Genomic DNA, 17,323 nt, shown 5'->3' with positions numbered 1-17,323 from the left:
TAGCCTTGATTTAAAATTATACAAATAGGCTATTTCTATGTTATCCAATGTTCGGGAACAATGGTTCTCCAATATTCGCGGGGATATTTTATCTGGACTTGTGGTCGGTCTAGCACTTATTCCAGAAGCGATTGCTTTCTCTATTATTGCTGGTGTCGATCCTAAAATTGGTTTATATGCCTCTTTCTGTATTGCGGTCGTGATTTCCTTCGTTGGTGGTCGTCCAGCCATGATTTCTGCAGCAACAGGGGCTATGGCTTTGCTCATGGTCACGTTAGTTAAAGAGCATGGACTTCAATATTTACTTGCAGCCACTATTCTGACCGGTATCTTCCAGATTATTGCGGGTTATCTGAAGCTGGCCAAGTTGATGCGTTTTGTATCGAAGTCAGTGGTCATTGGTTTCGTGAATGCTTTAGCGATTCTGATTTTTATGGCGCAGTTACCTGAGCTGATGAACGTGACGTGGCATGTATATGTTTTTGTCGCTCTGGGTCTAGCCATTATCTATTTATTTCCTCTAATTCCAAAACTAGGAAAGCTTCTGCCATCGCCGTTGGTCTGCATTATCATCATTACCCTGATCGCCATGTCGATGGGAATTGACCTTAGAACGGTAGGTGATATGGGCGAGTTACCCAATACGCTTCCTATATTTTTATTACCTGATATTCCTTTAAACCTCGAAACACTCATGATTATTTTGCCTTATTCGATTCCGATGGCTGTCGTGGGTCTGCTGGAATCGATGATGACGGCAACCATTGTGGATGAAATGACTGATACACCAAGTGACAAGTTTCAGGAATGTAAAGGTCAGGGCATTGCCAATATTGCTTCTGGATTCATGGGCGGGATGGCTGGTTGTGCCATGATTGGTCAATCGATGATTAATGTGAAATCAGGTGGTTTGACCAGATTATCGACCTTTTGTGCGGGTATATTTTTACTCATTCTGGTGGTTTTTCTGAGTGATTGGCTCAAAGTCATTCCGATGGCTGCTTTGGTCGCCGTGATGATCATGGTTTCAATCAGCACCTTTGAATGGAAATCGATTACCCAGTTCACCGCTAATCCAAAGAGCAGTAATGTGGTGATGATCGCGACAGTTGCTGTTGTGGTCGCTACGCATAATCTGGCCTTAGGTGTATTAACAGGCGTACTGTTATCCGCATTATTCCTTGCCAATAAACTGGAAAATGATATTCATGTGAAAACTTCATTTGAAGGCGCTACACGTTTGTATGAACTGCATGGGCAAATCTTTTTTAGTTCGTCAGAAAAGTTCTTACAGAGTTTTGACTTTAAAGAAGGCGTGAAAGCGGTGATTATCGACTTAACCCATTCTCATATTTGGGATGTCACTTCCGTGGCAATGCTGGATTCGGTCATCAGCAAATTCCAGAAAAATGGGATACATGTCACCGTACGTGGTTTGAATGAAGCCAGTTCCATCATGATTGATAAGTATGGTACACATGCCAAAATCTAAATCTGTTTATATAACATAACAATGATTAAGCCTCTGCACGGGCAGAGGCTTTTTTGTTGCACATTGAACTTTTTATTTGCTAAAGAAACTCAAGTTGATCATTTTTTTAATATGCAAATATTTTAAGACAAGAAAACTTTCAGATTTTTAGATTAAAAAACACTAAGTGGTGAATATGCATCAATTTATTCTTTATTATGTTGATGTAAATTAAAAAATCCTTAGAAATAAATACTTTAATTTTATTGTAAATTTGAAATTAAGTTATTGAAATATAATAACTTTATATTTGTAAAAAATAGTGTTTTTACCGTAATTTTGTGTATAATTTCGCCATAAAAGCCTCTGTGGATTTATAGAACTTCTCTATAGATTAGCAGGGGTTTTTCTATGGAGATTTATCTGAGATGGAAGATCTGAGTTAATTTGTGTGGATGGTATTAAATGATCCTTTTTTCCAGAACTGCTCTTATTGATCCTGAAATTCAATTAAGTGCTCAACGTCTTTCAACTCGTTTTAGTTTTTTCGGTCTTGGTTTTGCCACGGCTGCATGGGCGCCGTTGATTCCTTTTGCCCAGCAGCGTTTGCATTTTAATCATGCCGATTTTGGCTTATTACTTTTATGCAGTGGCTTAGGTGCAATGCTGACTATGCCTGCAACGGGTAAAATTGTTCAGCGTATTGGCTGTCGTGCGCCGATCGGCTTCGCTTTACTCTTGCTTGCCGTTTTATTGCCGAGCCTCAGCTTATGGAATACGCCGTTAATGATGGCGATCACCTTATTCTTATTTGGTACAGCAGCAGGAAGTCTGGGCGTTGCACTCAATATTCAGGCCGTAGTGGTTGAGAAGAATAGCTTAAAATCACTAATGTCTGGCTTTCATGGTATGGCAAGTCTCGGTGGATTAGCAGGGGTGCTGACTATTACTGCATTGCTTGCTTTAAATATTTCGCCTGTAGTCAGTGCACTTGCTGTGAGTTTACTGTTGGCGGTTATTGCTTTTCTATCAGTGCCATTCAGCATAAAAGCTGTGGAAAATACGGATTCAGAAGCAGAATCGACAGTGAAAAAGTCGATACGTCAGCGTTTGCCACAGCCTTTGATTGTGTTAATTGGTATTGCCTGCTTCATCATTTTCATGACAGAAGGTGCGGCAATGGATTGGAGTGGTATTTATTTAACTCATGAATATGGCGTTAATGCCGCTTTTGCAGGATTGGCGTATACCTTCTTCGCGATTGCCATGACCACAGGTCGTTTTACAGGGCATTACCTGATCCGTTATTTTGGTGAGAAAAAGCTTTTAACCTATAGCGCGATTTGTGCAACTTTAGGTTTGGTTTTGGTCAGTATCGCACCGCATTGGTGGCTGGTTTTAGTGGGATATACACTGGTTGGCGCAGGTTGTTCTAATATCGTTCCGATCATGTTTTCCCGTGCTGGACGTCAGACGGTGATGGCAAGCGCAGTTGCTTTGTCTTGTGTTTCGACTTTGGCTTATACCGGTATTTTGGTTGGGCCTGCTTTCATTGGAATGATTGGTGAGCTGATTGGTCTAAGTACAGTGTTTATGGCGTTATCCGTTCTATTATTATTGATTGTGGCTTTAAATCGTTTTACTTACGTGAAATAAGCATCAGAGTGAACTGAACTGGCAATATCTGGATACTGCCAGTTCCTTGCAAATTGAAGTACTATAAATTTTGATAAATAGGGTTAACGTTACGCATGCCCATAAATCTGAAATCCTGCAAAGCAGTTTTGTACTGTAAGTCATTAAGAAATGCATTGCGCCAGTCATTAATATCAAAATCTTTTAAACCTTTCATCAGTTGTTTGTAGCGTGAAATACGTTCTTGTCGTGGCATTTCCAGTGCTGTTTTTAAAGCATCGACCATTGCCGTTTTGTCGGTCGGATCAACCAGTAGTGCTTCTGACATATGCTCCGCAGCACCTGCATATTTGGATAGGATCAGTACACCAGGATTTGATGGGTTTTGTGCGGCAATATATTCTTTCGCGACCAGATTCATCCCATCTCGTATTGAACTGATCCAGCACACATCCGCTTGACGATAGATTTGCATCAAATGATGATGTTTCATCGCATCATAAATACATTCCACTGGTTGCCAGTCTTCCTGTGCAAATTCCTGATTAATCATCTCGATCTTAATCTTGAAACGCTCAAATAAACGCTGATAAGCTGGAACTTCCAAACGGCATGGGCAGGCAATCTGTAAATGTTGAATATGCTGCTGATACTCAGGATATTTCTCCAAGAACTCTGCATAGGACAGAAAACGTTCCAGCAAACCTTTTGAATAATCAATCCGGTCTACGCCAATAATGGTTTTCGCAGCATTCAGCTCAACTGGGCGGGTAAGGAAATCTTGTACATCAATAAACTGTTGGGCCGCTTTTTGAATCGCTGCTGGATTTACCCCAATCGGGTAGCATTTAATCATGGTCAAACGCTGATGATAGCTGACTAAAGTCTGTTGAATCTTCTGTGCTTTCAATAAAGAGGTGCATACTTGCATACACACTTTTTGATCTTTATCCGTTTGTAGACCCACCACGTCGTATTGGCATAAATCCTCAATTAATTGTTGGGCACACGGAATTCTTTGCCAAATAAATAAAGGTGCAAAAGGAATATGCAGGAAAAATCCGATCTTATTTTGCATACCCAGTTCACGACAATATTTTGCCACACTTAAAAAATGATAATCATGCACCCAAATGGTATCGTCTGGTTGTGCAATTTCAGCAAGTTTTTGAGCGAATAAATAATTGACTTGCTGATATCCCTCATATTCTGATGACTTATATTCAATCAGGTCTGAACGATAATGCATGGCAGGCCAAAGCGTATTATTGGCAAATCCAGCATAATAATCTGAATATTGAGTATGTGTTAAAGGGCAGGTGATATATTCAACATTGTCTTTACGAAGTATATTAAAATGAACTTCTTCTTGTGTATCGACTTTTTCGCCATTCCATCCCAACCATACACCGCCAATATCATCTAATGCATCTTGTATGGCGACAGCAAGTCCGCCTGCGGTAGGTTTTTGTCCATTTGGAATACTGACACGATTGGATAAAATAATTAATTTAGACATATTTTCTCTCCACCTAAGTTGTTGTTACCCTTAACCTTGTTGTCATAGTTCTGAATGTGTTCTAAAAATAATTCTAAAAAATCATGCACTTGTTTTGTGTCTTGAAGGTGGTATCTGGCATGGGTAAGCCCTTGACCGACCTTGATTGAGATACCATCTTCGACTTGATTGACAAAATAAAAACCATCTTCATCCGTGACGTCGTCACCAATGAAAACGGGAATATAAAGATCATGCTGGTTGAAATGCGCTAAAACTTCCTCGATTGCCAAGCCTTTATTCGCTTGAGCAGGGATTAATTCATAAACGAATTTTCCTTGAATTAGTTTTAGGTTGGGGAATACCAGCTGACTTTCCAATATTATTTTTTTTGCTATAGATTCCAGCGCTGGTGCTTTTCTATAATGTAGTGCAATTGAAGATTTCTTATTTTCAATCAGTAAATCTGGATATGGGATACATGCCTTAGTTAACATATTATAAATATAAGAAATTTCTAGGAAATTCTTGGATGTATGTAATTCTTTTTCTTTTCCAAGATATATATTTAATCCATGCAATGCAGCAATTGGAAGATCAAGAGATTCAAATAATTTACGTGCAGAATCAATATCCCGTCCTGTTACGGCAACCACAGGGATTTTATTTGAAATAATTTTTTCTATAACATTTAAAGTCTTAGCTGGAATATAACAGTCATTGGGATCGAGCTGAAAATCAGCTAAAGTTCCATCTATATCTAGGAATAGACATGGCTTATTATAATTTGAGCTAAGCTTATCTCTCAAAATCTGTAAATAATCTAATTTTGAACTTGTTTTATCTATTCTGTTGTTCAATTTTAATCTCTCTTATTGCCATTTTATTTTATTATAGGGCGATAAAATTTTTATAATAGTTGATTTGTCAATAAGTAAACACAAGCAGAACGTAATTTACATTAGTAATGCTTGTAATACATCGTAAATTTTCCTTACATTTCTCATATAGAATCTTTTAGCGTTTACTATTTATATAGTGCATGGCTCTGTTGTGGTACATACTTTAATATATTAGTTTTTAATAATCTGTATTGAGTCATAGGAGATGAATATGCAAAAAGTATCTGATTATTATGATGATTTTCCTGAGTTTAATCCTGCTAATTATGATCAGGAAGGAAATTATAAGCCCGAATTTATGTTTAAAAGAAACAAGATGTATCAATCAAAAGATATGAATGAGCAATTATCTAGTGAAAAGAAAGATCTAATGTTAAAACATAAGAAGTTAATATATTGATGAGTATTATGTGATTGATTAATCATTCTTGGATCAGTTTGTTGTAATATGTCTCATATGAAAGGGCTTTTGTATTAATATGCAAAAGTCCTTTTTTTATTATCAGTATTTTAGCCTGCTCTAATCTTGATATTTAGGTAATTGTTTGAGATATAAAAGAAATATTTTGACTAATTTTTTGTTTATTAAATTATGATGTTTTAGGTATGCATTCTAATTCTTTGTGAAAATATCATGCCTAAATAAAAGACATTAGCTATTAATCACTAATTAAATTTTTATATCGTTATTTATTATTTCTATAAGATATAAATAAAAATGGTCGTTTGCATGCGTCTGTCATTATTTCCTGATTCAGACAGAAGGTCTTGACCTTTCTCTTGTTGAGTTCTATTTTAGAACTCGATTAAATTTCAAACATGTTAGGCTCGATGCAACTAAGCCAATGCTTGTATACGTGCAGTGAACATCGTAATAGAAAAATAAAAGGAAGAAGGAGTAAGAGATGAGGGCAGTTCGTTATCAGCAGATTCCATTGCAGTTTTTATTTGAGCATCAGGCAACCTTGGCTGGGCTTGGGAAAATTGTATTACGAAGCTTCTCAAAAGCTAAAGTTCAGCAAGGTGATTGGCAAGCGTTGGCACCAATTAAAGAAATTATTCAACCACCAAGCGATGAGTTGGTGAAGCACTATATTGAATGGAGTGGAGCATCAACCCGTAAATATCCAGACTCCATCCCCGCACATATGGTTTCGCAATGGGGACTTTCATTTGCAACCCGTCTGCTTTTACAAACAAATTACCCGCTTAGTCAGGTCATCAATCAAGGTGTGAGCCTAAAGATTTATGGTGATATTCCCAGAAATGAAAAGCTATTGATTCAGGCCAAGATCGCATCTGTGGATGAGCGTAATGGCTTGGCACGTGTTTCAGTGCAAATTATCACGGGTACGATCACTCAGCCAACGTTGGTCGAAGCGGTGTTGCATATGGCATTTATTTTGCCCAATTTTGAGAAAACCAAGCGTACTGAAACAACAGATAATGAAAGCTGGCATAGTTTAGGCGAATGGTCTGCGACAGCCGATGATGGTTTTAAGTTTGCATTATTGACGGGTGATTTTAATCCAATTCATTGGGTTGGGCCGTTAGCAAAACGATCGAGCTTTAGGCAAAAAGTCCTACATGGTTTTGGCGTATTTGCACGCAGCTTTGAGTTTCTTCCCGAGCCAATTCAGCAAATTGATGTTCGTTTTTTAAAACCTGTTAAATTACCCTCAAAACATAACCAAGTAGAAATCAGCACTGAGCAACATATTCGTGTTGTGGGTTCAGAAGGGCAAATCTGTTTAATGGGCCAATATTCATAAAACAATAAGGTGAGAACAATGACGACTGGAACAGCACCAAGACAGGATGTAACGGCTTGTATTTTATGTTCACGCAACTGTGGGCTGAGTGTTGAAATTGCAGATAATCAGTTTAAAAAGATAAAAGGTGATACTCAGCATCCTTTTTCTCAAGGTTATATTTGCCAAAAAGCAGCACGTTTGCAGCATTACCAGCAGCATGCAGATCGTTTGACCGCGCCATTAAAACGTCAAGTCGATGGTTCATTCAAGGAGATCAGTTGGGATCAGGCAATTCAGGAGATTGCTGATCAGCTTGTACAGATTCGGGATACGCATGGGGGAACGGCATTCGCTTCTGTCGGTGGTGGCGGCCAGGGGAACCATTTGGGAGCTGCCTATGGCCGTCAACTGTTATATGCCATGAAAAGCTTTTATTCTTATAACTCCTTAGCCCAAGAAAAAACCGGAGATTTCTGGGTCAATGGACGTTTGTTCGGTAGTCAAGCCTGTCATACCACGGAGGATGTCGAGCATGCGGACTATGTCCTGTTTATTGGAACCAATCCATTTCAGGCACATGGCATTCCCAATGCCCGTGATACCTTGAAACATATTAAGAAAGATCCGAATCGGACGATGGTGGTGTTTGACCCGCGTGTTACTGAAACGGCTAAACAAGCCGATATTCATGTACAACTGAAACCTGGAACAGACGCTTATCTGATGTCTGCCATGATCGCAATCCTGCTCAAAGAGGAATTGTATGATCAGCAATTTATTCAGCAACATACACATGGTTTTGACGAAGTTAAACAGGCGTTTGAAGCGATTCCGATAGCGGAATATATCCAGAAAGCGGATGTTTCAGTTGAATTGATTTATCAGATCGTGCGTGACTTTGCCAAAGCCAAACGTGGCTGTGTACGTATTGATTTAGGTATTCAACACACTTTAAACACGACCTTGAATGGTTATTTGGAAAAACTTTTGTATTTACTTACAGGACATTTTGGTCAGCAGGGAACCAATAACCTGCATACCATGTTTATTCCAATCCTGAGTAATACCGATGAGCGGAATCCAAAGTATCGCCGTACAGTTCATCATAAAATGTTCCCCATTTCTGGTTTCTTTCCCCCGAATATTTTGCCTGATGAAATTTTAAAGGCTGGGGAAAAACGAGTTCGTGCCGTATTCGTGGATAGTTGCAATCCTTTACTGACTTATCCTGATACTAGCGCTTATGAGCAAGCCTTTCAGTCACTGGAACTTTTGGTTGTGGTTGATGTTGCAATGACAGAAACTGCGCGTCTGGCACATTATGTTTTACCAGCGCATACCCAATTCGAAAAATGGGAATTTACGGGATTCAACTTAGAATTTCCTAAAAATGGCTTTCATTTACGGCATCCACTTTTTAAAGCACAAGGTAATACTTTACCTGAAGCGGAAATTTATACGCGATTACTGGAAGCCATGCAGGTTATTCCCCGACAGTTTCCAATCCTGAGCAAAATTGCGGAAAAAGATCGTGCAAAAACGGCTTATCTTGCCTATTTCGCAGCGCTTGGCGCCTCTTTTGTAAAAAATAAGAAGCTGATTCCTTATGCGGCATCCATTGTATATCGCACTTTGGGCAAAACATTACCCGATGATGCTGCCTCGACAGCTTTGTTATTGCCTTTATGCATGCAATACGCGGCACAGCATTTTAAAGCGGTGAAGCGGGCGGGCTATGAAGGCAATCGTTTTAATCTTGGTGTAACGCTTTTTCAGGACATTTTGAAACTACGTTCAGGCGTCGTATTGTCTGCCCATGATTACGCTGATGTCTGGGAGCTGATTGCCTATAAGGACAAAAAAATTCGTTTGGCAATTCCAGAAATGTTTATCGAGCTGGCTGAATTAAAGCATCAGAAATTTGCAGCCACAGCAGATTATCCTTTTATTTTACTGGCAGGTGAACGACGTAGCTACAATGCGAATCAGATCTATCGAGATCCAGCATGGCGTAAAGTGGATGCAGAAGGACGTTTAAGAATGAATCCTGATGATGCCTTGGCGTTAGGTGTTGAAACAGGACAAATGCTGCAATGTATTTCAGAGCATGGTCGTATTCAGGTTACGGTTGAGCTTGATGAAGGGATGCGAAAAGGTGTAGTGTCATTACCGCATGGTTATGGATTAAGTTATGCTGGCGCTGAGCCAGCTGGGCCACAATTGAACCGCCTGACTTCAACAGGGCATTGTGATCCGTTGTCCAAAACGCCATATCATAAATATGTACCTGTGCGTTTACAGCATTTGACGGTTTAGACGATCAGCGTATTGATTTTATGAGCATCATGCACCAAATATTATCAATACAAGGAAAGTTGCCTGAAAATAGTGCAAGGGGTTCTGAACAAAAATATGCAAGACATCAGATATTTTTATGCGTAAATTGAAAGTGTTGCTTATTTGTTTGAATAAGCAACAGCAAGCCTGAACAGAGGATGTGATTGGAATAATTATTGCTGTAATAAAAAACTTTAGTTTGATACATGAACAAGCTTGCACAGAACTTGTGCTTAGCCAGTAAAAAGATCTACAAATGAGTGCGTATGATGAAGCATGAGAAACTTGAAACGACTTTACCGATTCTTCAGGATCAGTATGGTCGTATTAAGCGTAAGTTACGGATTTCCGTGACAGATCGCTGCAATTTCAAATGCATTTATTGTATGCCTGAGCATCCTGAATGGATGAAGAAACAGGATTTGCTCAGTTTCGAAGCCTTATTTGCTTTTTGCCAGTATATGGTTGGACAAGGAATCGAAAATATTCGTATCACGGGCGGTGAACCATTAATGCGTCAGGGTGTGGTTCATTTTATTGCTGATTTACAACAGTTAAGAGGACTCGGCTTAAAACGGATTTCAATCACGACCAATGCCCATTATTTGGCAAAATATGCCGAAGCATTGAAACAGGCGGGTTTAGATGATCTCAATATTAGTCTGGATAGCCTGAATCCGACCCAGTTTAAGCAACTGACCAAAAAAGAACTTGCACCCGTACTGAATGGCATAGAGGCTGCAAAAAAGGCAGGGCTACCCTTTAAACTCAATTGTGTGTTGATGAAAGGTCATAATGATGACCAGATTTTGCCGATGGTACAGTGGGCAAAACAACAGAACATTCCATTGCGCTTTATTGAATTTATGCCGTTGGATGGAGATCAGCATTGGACAGATGGTGCTGTGGTAAGTGAAGCAGAAATTTTAGCGCGGCTCCAGCCTCATTATGATGTCCAAGTCTTACAACAGCAGCATGAGCCTGCACGTATTTATCAGCTTGATGGACATTATCCACTTGGCATTATTTCGACGATTACCCATTCATTTTGTGGGGACTGCGATCGAATCCGTTTAACGGCTCAAGGCGAATTGTATAACTGTCTATTTGCTCATCAAGGCTTAAATATTAAACCCTATTTACACGATTTAATTCAGCAAAATAATGAGTCAAAACAGCGTGCATTGCTGCAACTCGACCAACAGGTGAAGCCTTATATCTGGCATAAAGCCAAAGGCTATCATGCGATACAACATCAACAAGCCCGTAAAATCAGTATGCACATGCTGGGTGGTTAAAGAGCAAGTGATCTGGAGAAAATATGCAAACCATTGAGATCAAAATTGAAGCTTTTGGCGCAATTGAAAGGTTGTTGCCAAAGGCGCTTGCATTTGAGTTTGCAGAAAATCGAAGTGTTAAAGATGTATTAACCCATATTGTAACGCTTTATCCAGAAGCACATCAGGCAATGGAAAAATGTGCCTGTGCAATAGGAGAAGATATTGTGACACGTCAAATGGAATTAGATCAATCTTGTACTTTAGTACTGTTGTCGCCAGTGGCAGGGGGATAAATATGCGTGAATTTGCCAGAGTTCAAGATCAGGCTTTAAGCCTCGACAGTTTCGACCCAATACAGGCATTTCCTGAATGTGGTGGCGTTGATATCTTTGTTGGAACAGTGCGTAACCATCATGAAGGTAAAGCAGTCAAGGCATTGAAATATACATCTTATACGCCAGTTGCTGAAAAGATGATTCGGGAAATCGAGCAGCAAGTCAAAGAGAAGCATCAAGTCTCTTATGTTCGGGTTATGCATCGTATTGGTTATTTAGAGGTCAGTGAAACTGCGATTATTGCCATTGCTTACGCTGCTCATCGCCGTGAAGCTTTTCAAGCCTGCGAAGAAGCCGTAGAACGGGTAAAACATGAAGTACCGATCTGGAAAGAAGAATTTTTCATGGATGGTACCAGTCACTATGTTGAAGGTTGTTGTATCCGCAAAGATACTGCTGAATCAACGTCTCACACTGAAAGGCATCAACATGCTCATCATCCAGAAAATTGCACACATGCGCATACACACGAATAAAGCGTTAGGAAGTTAAAATGAAAAATGTTGGGATGAAACCCGAGAGTTACCGTGTAGCAGAAGCACAAGCAATTTTACATGCACCCGCACATTGTATTCAGTTACTGCGTGATGGAAATACCGAAAAAGGCGATGCTTTAAAAACAGCACGTATTGCAGGCATTCTGGCAGCAAAACGAACAGATGAACTGATTCCATTATGCCATCCATTACCGATTTATCGTGCTGATGTCGAGTATGACTTGCAAGATGATCATGTGGTGATCTTAACCACAGTTGAAACGATTGGGCCAACAGGTGTCGAGATGGAGGCTTTGACAGCTGCAAGTCTGGCTGGCTTAACGCTGTATGACATGCTGAAACCGCATTGTGAACCGGAAGAGTTGTGTCTGGATCAATGCAAATTGCTGAAGAAAAAAGGTGGTAAATCCCACTTTAAACGGACTTTACGTCAACCTGTTTCTGCGGCTGTGATCGTACTTTCGGATACCGTGGCTGCAGGGCGTAAACCTGATACAGCAGGTAAGTCTGTGGTCGAGACCTTGACCGAAGCGGGCTTTGATCCGATTCATTATCAGATCCTGCCTGATGAAGCTGATCAATTAAAAGATCTGGTTCTAGAGTTAACCAAATCTTATGCTTGCATCATGACGGTTGGTGGTACAGGGATTGGCAAACGTGATATTACGGTGGATACGCTTGAGCCGCTATTAGAACGAAAGCTGGATGGTTTGATGGAAGCGGCACGTTCATTTGGACAGAAACGGACGCCTTATGCTGCAATGTCACGTGGTGTTGCAGGGTTTATTGATCGCTCATTGGTTGTGACGTTACCGGGTAGCCGTGGCGGCGCCAGTGAATCTATGGCTGCGATTTTACCAGCGTTGGTGCATATTTTTGATGTATGTCGAGACTTACCTCATCCGGGAGGTTATGAATAATGTCAGGATGTGGTGCTGAAAAAGGATTGATCAGTATTGATGAGGCATTCGCACTGATCCAAAGCCAAGCCAAGACCTTAGCCACCGAGACCTTGCCTTTAGGTGAGTGTCTCAATCGCTATCTGGCTCAAGCCATCGTTTCTCAGGTGAATTTACCGAGCTTCTCACAAAGTGCAGTCGATGGCTACGCAATCCATAGCGCTCATGAAAACTTGCAAGATGCTACTTTCTCGGTGATTGGAGAAATTAAGGCGGGCAGTGAGTCTGATGTACAGCTTAGGGATGGACAAGCCGTTCGTATTTTTACTGGGGGGAAAATCCCTGAAGGAACCACTCATGTCGCTCGACAGGAAATCGTAAATATTGAAAGCGATAAGCTAATTCGGTTGACTGAACATATCAAGGCTCAGGCAGATATCCGCTTTACAGGTGAAGAAATTCAGTGTGGGCAGCAACTGGCAGAGCTTGGTCAGCGCATGAATATAGGGGCTTTAGCTGCACTGAGCATGGCTGGAGTAAAAACTCTTGAAGTGTTTAAACAACCCAAAGTTGCCGTCGTAATTACAGGTGATGAAGTTGCTGAAACACCTGACGATTTACAGGCTGGAAAAGTGTTTGATGCTAATGGTCCACTGTTAAAAGCTTGGTTGCAAGATTATGGATTAGCGGTAGAAATACGCCATATTGCCGATGAAGCTGAACAGGTGACGCAATGCTTCGAACAGCTCAAACCGCATTATGATGTCATTATTACCACAGGCGGTGTTTCTGTGGGCGATTATGATTTTGTGCGTCCTTGTGCCTTTGAAGCAGGCTTTGAGCAGGTTTTCTGGAAGGTGAAACAAAAACCGGGTAAACCTTTATTTTTTGCCGAATATACAGCACAAAATCATCACTGTTACATACTTGGTTTGCCAGGCAATCCAGCAGCCGTTTATGTGTGTATGCAGATGTATGGTAAATCACTATTCGATGCCTTACAAAACCAGACTCAATCTCTGGAATGGTTTAGTGCAATACTGACCCATGATTTGAAGTCCGATGCACGTGAACGATTCTTAAGGATGCATGCCTATTTTGAACAAGGTCAGCTCAAGCTGAAAAGCCTTGCTAAGCAACAATCGCATATGTTGAGTAATTTGATGCAAGCCAACTGTCTGGTGCGTATTCCTGCCCATATTCAGCCAGAAGTAGGAATGGAAGTGAACGGTGTATTCATTCGGAATTAAACGTTCAGCAGAAATGAATAAAATTTGTGAATTTTGTCACTTTTAGCCAAGTGCCAATATTGCATCTGATGGACAAGGTGGTTTAGTGTATATTTTATATTGTTTAGTTTCTAAACATGACGGTTCAAGACATAGATTCCATGTCTGCAAAAACTTTAAAAAAATGATTAGGTGATAATAATGAAATGGGAAGAAATTGGCGATCAGCCATGTTCAGTGGCTCGGACGCTTTCAGTATTAGGTGATCGTTGGACAATGCTCATCTTACGCAACGCATTTATGGGTGTACGCCGTTTTGATGACTTTCAACGTAGTCTTGGCTTAACCCGTCATGTCCTTTCAGAACGTTTAAAGCGTTTGGTCGAGCACGAGATTTTAATGAAAGTGCCTTATGTCGACCGTCAGGAACGTTTTGAGTATCAATTGACTGAAAAAGGTTTAGATCTGTATCCAATCCTTTTGGCGATGGTGCAATGGGCGGATAAATGGATGGATATGGGATTGGGCAAGCCAATCGAATTTACGCATAAAACCTGTGGCAAGAAAATCAGTCCTAAAGTGATTTGCTCAGATTGTAATGAACCTATCCATGTTAAAGATGTACGTGTTGCTGCGGGGCCCGGTTATTTTGCATTTATCGAGCAAAAACAAAAAAGTGCTTGATGTGGAGTGAGTAAAATTCCACTCATGTATTATTTTATCGGCTAAATGGCCATGAAATGTTCATTTCCTTATTAGGTTTTAAAGATTTTGATGTGCTATTTCCTGTTGAATTGCATGCGATAGCACCTCGAACACTTTTGGATCTTGGCATTGCGCTACATTAAAACGAATAAAATTTTTAAAATTCTGACTTTGGCTAAAGGCATTGCCTGGAGCCAGAATAACGCCTTGTTCCAGACAATATTGAGCGATTCGTGCCGTATCAAAATGTTCTGCTAACTCAGACCATAAAAATAAACCTGCCTGAGGTTTCACCCACAGTGTAATCCCCATTTTTTCTAATTTTTTAACCGTGGCGTCCATGGCTTTTGCCAAATCTATTTTGAGTTCATCGAGATATTTACGATAACTGCCATCGGTTAAGGCTGAAAATAAAATTTCCGAGGAAAGATTATTACCACCGAAACTGGTTGCAATTTTGATATCAGTTAAATCCTCAATCCATTCTGGTTTGGTTGCGATATAACCTGTCCGGACTGCACCCGATAAGGTTTTAGAGAAACTACCAATATGAATAACGCGAGACAGGCCATCTAGTGCTGCAAGTCGTGGCGCCGTATGAAGTTCCAGATCTGCAAAAATATCATCTTCAATCACAATCAGGTTTGACTGTTCAACCAGTTTTAATACCTGATAGGCTTTGGATGCGATTAATACTGCGCCAGTCGGATTATGGATTCCTGAATTGGTAATGTATAAGCGGGGATTATGCTTGTGAATCGCCTCCGCAAATGCCTCAATATCTGGCCCAGTTTGTGTGTAAGGCACACCAATAATTTGAATTTGGTGAACTTTGAGTAAGGCGTGAAAATTAAAATAACACGGATCATCGACCAACACGACATCATTCGGTTTCAGAAAATAGCGGCAAATTAAATCAATGGCTTGGGTTCCAGAATCCGTCAATAAGATCTGATTCGGGATCGCTTCAATGCCTTTTGCTAAGATTTTACGAGAAAGTAATTCACGTAAGGGTGCTAAACCGAGCGGCGTTGAATAATCGGTGAGAATACTTGAATTGGCTTTGGAGACTTTGCGAATTGCTTTACGTATATTTTCATGAGGCATCCAGTCATCTGGTAACCAGCCACATCCGGGTTTTAATACCCCTTGTTTTGCTTCCAGTGCTTGTCTCGAAATCCAAAGAGGATCAATATTGCGGTCAATTTTAGGATGAATTTCCGAGATGGATAATGGCGCAATCGGGCCTGCGACAAAGAAGCCTGAACCTGTTTTTGCTTCGATCAGGCCTTGTGCTGCCAGACGTTCATACGCTTCTACAATAGTGGAAATAGACAGATTTAAAAGACCTGCCAATGCACGAACGGAAGGAAGCCGAGAGCCAGGCACTAAAGAGCGGTTTTTAATCTGTTCATGAATATGCTGTATCACAAAATCGATTTTTGTACTTTTCATGTGTTTATGCCTGACTGTATTGGACTTTATACCAGTACAGTTATTTAAAATTGTACTGCATTGTGTATGGTGCATTCACCATAGCACAGTTTAAATTCTGTATATAGATCTGGAGAATTTAAATGAAGTCTTTAAGCAGTGGCTGGATAAATGGATTCATTGGCGTGGTTATTTTTGCGGGTTCTTTACCAGCCACCCGTGTTGCGGTGATGGATTTTAGTCCGACTTTTTTAACCGCAGCAAGAGCAGCAATAGCAGGACTTTTAGGCTTGGCATTGGTCTTATTATCACGTCAGAAGTTACCCCAGAAAAAAGACTGGTTGTCCTTATTCTATGTTGCCATCGGGGTTGTAATTGGATTTCCGCTTTTTACTGCCTTGGCGCTTCAATATGTGAGTGCTGCACATACCATTGTGTTTGTTGGGCTATTGCCATTGGCGACTGCGATTTTTGGGGTATTACGAGGGGGTGAACGGCCTAATCTGGTGTTTTGGTTATTTGCGATATTAGGAGGCGCACTGGTTTTTGGTTTTATGTTGATCCAGACAGGCACATGGTCATTTAATTATGGCGACCTGTTCATGTTATTGGCGATATTGCTTTGTGGTTTTGGCTACGCAGAAGGCGGGCAGCTTTCGAAACATTTGGGTGGTTGGCAAGTGATTTGCTGGGCACTGATTTTAACCTTGCCGATTATGCTTCTGGTTTCGTATCTCTATATGCCAGTGAGCTTTGACCAAATCTCGATTTCTGCCAAGCTGGGTTTAGCTTATGTTTCATTATTCAGTATGCTGATCGGTTTCTTTTTCTGGTACAAGGGCTTGGCGCAAGGTGGAATAGCCACTGTAGGCCAATTACAACTCCTGCAACCGATATTTGGACTGATCATTGCAGCGGTACTTCTGCATGAGCAGGTCAGTATCGCAATGTTTGCGGTAACGGTTGCAGTCATTGCATGTGTGGCGTGTGCAAAGAAATTTGCGTGAACTCTTATAAACAGTTTGCAGGTTTGGGCACGCCCGCTAAGCGACTTAAATGACGAGCGACCAGACCTGTATTAAATCGTTGCTGTAACTCGGCATTATTAATCTCAGGACTGACGGTCTTCATTAAAAACTTAATCAATGGTCGGGTTGCTGGCGAATGTCCAAACTGCTGATAAAACTGGCGTACTGCATGAAGTACATCAAAATGCCAATCGGTAAGTTCTAAGTCCAGCGTCTTCGCCAGTTCTTGAGCAACCTCAGGATTCCAGATGGTGTAATCGACCAGATGACCGTCTTGATCTAACTCTAATTGCATAAATAGCCTAAGTAAATTTTAAAT

At 40.6% G+C, this 17,323-nt stretch carries 16 protein-coding genes; 12 read left to right on the top strand and 4 right to left on the bottom strand.

All coding sequences use genetic code 11. The annotated features are described in order from the left end of the window. Positions 1-37: 37 nt before the first annotated feature. Together EC846_RS05315 and EC846_RS05310 are read left to right on the top strand one after the other, a co-directional pair. The gene (locus EC846_RS05315; RefSeq protein WP_062847895.1) at positions 38-1,492 is read left to right on the top strand and encodes a SulP family inorganic anion transporter; all 1,455 of its coding nucleotides are present in this window, start codon (positions 38-40) and stop codon (positions 1,490-1,492) included. Between the two features lie 444 nt (positions 1,493-1,936). Beyond that, positions 1,937-3,127 carry an MFS transporter gene (locus EC846_RS05310; protein WP_123774450.1) on the top strand — a complete coding sequence of 397 codons (1,191 nt, stop codon included), beginning with the start codon at positions 1,937-1,939 and terminating at the stop codon, positions 3,125-3,127. A 61-nt stretch (positions 3,128-3,188) separates the two neighbouring features. Here the strand turns inward: EC846_RS05310 and EC846_RS05305 are convergent, their stop codons facing one another. Both EC846_RS05305 and otsB read right to left on the bottom strand, forming a co-directional pair. Further along, positions 3,189-4,625, bottom strand: coding sequence for a trehalose-6-phosphate synthase (locus tag EC846_RS05305; protein WP_123774449.1), 1,437 nt, complete (start codon positions 4,623-4,625; stop codon positions 3,189-3,191). Then, positions 4,613-5,464 carry a trehalose-phosphatase gene (gene otsB, locus EC846_RS05300; RefSeq protein WP_123774448.1) on the bottom strand — a complete coding sequence of 284 codons (852 nt, stop codon included), beginning with the start codon at positions 5,462-5,464 and terminating at the stop codon, positions 4,613-4,615. Before otsB ends, EC846_RS05305 begins: the two co-directional genes overlap by 13 nt. A gap of 253 nt (positions 5,465-5,717) precedes the next feature. Here otsB and EC846_RS05295 point away from each other — a divergent pair, with 253 nt between their 5' ends. From EC846_RS05295 to EC846_RS05255, 9 genes are all read left to right on the top strand, one after another. Continuing rightward, positions 5,718-5,906 (top strand): hypothetical protein, encoded by a 189-nt coding sequence (locus EC846_RS05295; RefSeq protein WP_004771964.1) that lies wholly within the window; start codon positions 5,718-5,720, stop codon positions 5,904-5,906. 505 nt (positions 5,907-6,411) lie between these two features. After that, entirely contained in the window at positions 6,412-7,278 is an 867-nt protein-coding gene (locus EC846_RS05290; RefSeq protein ID WP_123774447.1) for a MaoC/PaaZ C-terminal domain-containing protein, read from the top strand. An 18-nt stretch (positions 7,279-7,296) separates the two neighbouring features. Next, positions 7,297-9,576, top strand: a complete 2,280-nt coding sequence (locus EC846_RS05285) for a molybdopterin-dependent oxidoreductase (protein WP_123774446.1) — start codon at positions 7,297-7,299, stop codon at positions 9,574-9,576. A gap of 287 nt (positions 9,577-9,863) precedes the next feature. Then, on the top strand, positions 9,864-10,895 hold the full coding sequence (gene moaA, locus EC846_RS05280; RefSeq protein ID WP_171409977.1) for a GTP 3',8-cyclase MoaA: 1,032 nt from the start codon (positions 9,864-9,866) through the stop codon (positions 10,893-10,895). A gap of 23 nt (positions 10,896-10,918) precedes the next feature. Continuing rightward, the gene (locus EC846_RS05275) at positions 10,919-11,170 is read left to right on the top strand and encodes a MoaD/ThiS family protein (RefSeq protein ID WP_004771968.1); all 252 of its coding nucleotides are present in this window, start codon (positions 10,919-10,921) and stop codon (positions 11,168-11,170) included. Between the two features lie 2 nt (positions 11,171-11,172). Further along, positions 11,173-11,688, top strand: coding sequence for a molybdenum cofactor biosynthesis protein MoaE (locus tag EC846_RS05270; RefSeq protein WP_123774445.1), 516 nt, complete (start codon positions 11,173-11,175; stop codon positions 11,686-11,688). A gap of 17 nt (positions 11,689-11,705) precedes the next feature. Next, a complete protein-coding gene (gene moaCB, locus EC846_RS05265) occupies positions 11,706-12,629 on the top strand; it encodes a bifunctional molybdenum cofactor biosynthesis protein MoaC/MoaB (RefSeq protein ID WP_005257310.1) in 924 nt (307 codons plus the stop codon). After that, a complete protein-coding gene (locus tag EC846_RS05260) occupies positions 12,629-13,858 on the top strand; it encodes a molybdopterin molybdotransferase MoeA (RefSeq protein ID WP_123774444.1) in 1,230 nt (409 codons plus the stop codon). The genes moaCB and EC846_RS05260 overlap by 1 nt, the downstream gene beginning before the upstream one ends. A 180-nt stretch (positions 13,859-14,038) precedes the next feature. Beyond that, the gene (locus EC846_RS05255; protein WP_004771974.1) at positions 14,039-14,521 is read left to right on the top strand and encodes a winged helix-turn-helix transcriptional regulator; all 483 of its coding nucleotides are present in this window, start codon (positions 14,039-14,041) and stop codon (positions 14,519-14,521) included. Positions 14,522-14,599: 78 nt separating this feature from the next. On the opposite strand, the gene EC846_RS05250 is transcribed toward EC846_RS05255, so the two are convergent. Continuing rightward, positions 14,600-15,997 carry a PLP-dependent aminotransferase family protein gene (locus tag EC846_RS05250; RefSeq protein ID WP_123774443.1) on the bottom strand — a complete coding sequence of 466 codons (1,398 nt, stop codon included), beginning with the start codon at positions 15,995-15,997 and terminating at the stop codon, positions 14,600-14,602. Positions 15,998-16,119: 122 nt separating this feature from the next. Here EC846_RS05250 and EC846_RS05245 point away from each other — a divergent pair, with 122 nt between their 5' ends. Further along, positions 16,120-16,983 (top strand): DMT family transporter, encoded by an 864-nt coding sequence (locus EC846_RS05245; protein WP_005257313.1) that lies wholly within the window; start codon positions 16,120-16,122, stop codon positions 16,981-16,983. 4 nt (positions 16,984-16,987) lie between these two features. On the opposite strand, the gene EC846_RS05240 is transcribed toward EC846_RS05245, so the two are convergent. Further along, positions 16,988-17,299, bottom strand: coding sequence for a TusE/DsrC/DsvC family sulfur relay protein (locus EC846_RS05240; protein ID WP_004771978.1), 312 nt, complete (start codon positions 17,297-17,299; stop codon positions 16,988-16,990). Positions 17,300-17,323: the final 24 nt, after the last annotated feature.

It is taken from the genome of Acinetobacter sp. BIGb0102, from assembly GCF_003815055.1.
Lineage (GTDB): Bacteria > Pseudomonadota > Gammaproteobacteria > Pseudomonadales > Moraxellaceae > Acinetobacter > Acinetobacter vivianii.
This window is presented reverse-complemented; position numbering and strand designations above follow the sequence as displayed.

Bases quoted from the DNA above. Each gene is read 5' to 3' on its own strand.
- EC846_RS05270 (WP_123774445.1), top strand. From the start codon at position 11,173: ATGCGTGAATTTGCCAGAGTTCAAGATCAGGCTTTAAGCCTCGACAGT.
- EC846_RS05245 (WP_005257313.1), top strand. From the start codon at position 16,120: ATGAAGTCTTTAAGCAGTGGCTGGATAAATGGATTCATTGGCGTGGTT.
- moaCB (WP_005257310.1), top strand. From the start codon at position 11,706: ATGAAAAATGTTGGGATGAAACCCGAGAGTTACCGTGTAGCAGAAGCA.
- EC846_RS05285 (WP_123774446.1), top strand. From the start codon at position 7,297: ATGACGACTGGAACAGCACCAAGACAGGATGTAACGGCTTGTATTTTA.
- moaA (WP_171409977.1), top strand. From the start codon at position 9,864: ATGATGAAGCATGAGAAACTTGAAACGACTTTACCGATTCTTCAGGAT.
- EC846_RS05255 (WP_004771974.1), top strand. From the start codon at position 14,039: ATGAAATGGGAAGAAATTGGCGATCAGCCATGTTCAGTGGCTCGGACG.
- EC846_RS05305 (WP_123774449.1), bottom strand. From the start codon at position 4,625: ATGTCTAAATTAATTATTTTATCCAATCGTGTCAGTATTCCAAATGGA.
- EC846_RS05310 (WP_123774450.1), top strand. From the start codon at position 1,937: ATGATCCTTTTTTCCAGAACTGCTCTTATTGATCCTGAAATTCAATTA.
- EC846_RS05295 (WP_004771964.1), top strand. From the start codon at position 5,718: ATGCAAAAAGTATCTGATTATTATGATGATTTTCCTGAGTTTAATCCT.
- EC846_RS05315 (WP_062847895.1), top strand. From the start codon at position 38: ATGTTATCCAATGTTCGGGAACAATGGTTCTCCAATATTCGCGGGGAT.
- EC846_RS05260 (WP_123774444.1), top strand. From the start codon at position 12,629: ATGTCAGGATGTGGTGCTGAAAAAGGATTGATCAGTATTGATGAGGCA.
- EC846_RS05250 (WP_123774443.1), bottom strand. From the start codon at position 15,997: ATGAAAAGTACAAAAATCGATTTTGTGATACAGCATATTCATGAACAG.
- EC846_RS05290 (WP_123774447.1), top strand. From the start codon at position 6,412: ATGAGGGCAGTTCGTTATCAGCAGATTCCATTGCAGTTTTTATTTGAG.
- EC846_RS05275 (WP_004771968.1), top strand. From the start codon at position 10,919: ATGCAAACCATTGAGATCAAAATTGAAGCTTTTGGCGCAATTGAAAGG.
- EC846_RS05240 (WP_004771978.1), bottom strand. From the start codon at position 17,299: ATGCAATTAGAGTTAGATCAAGACGGTCATCTGGTCGATTACACCATC.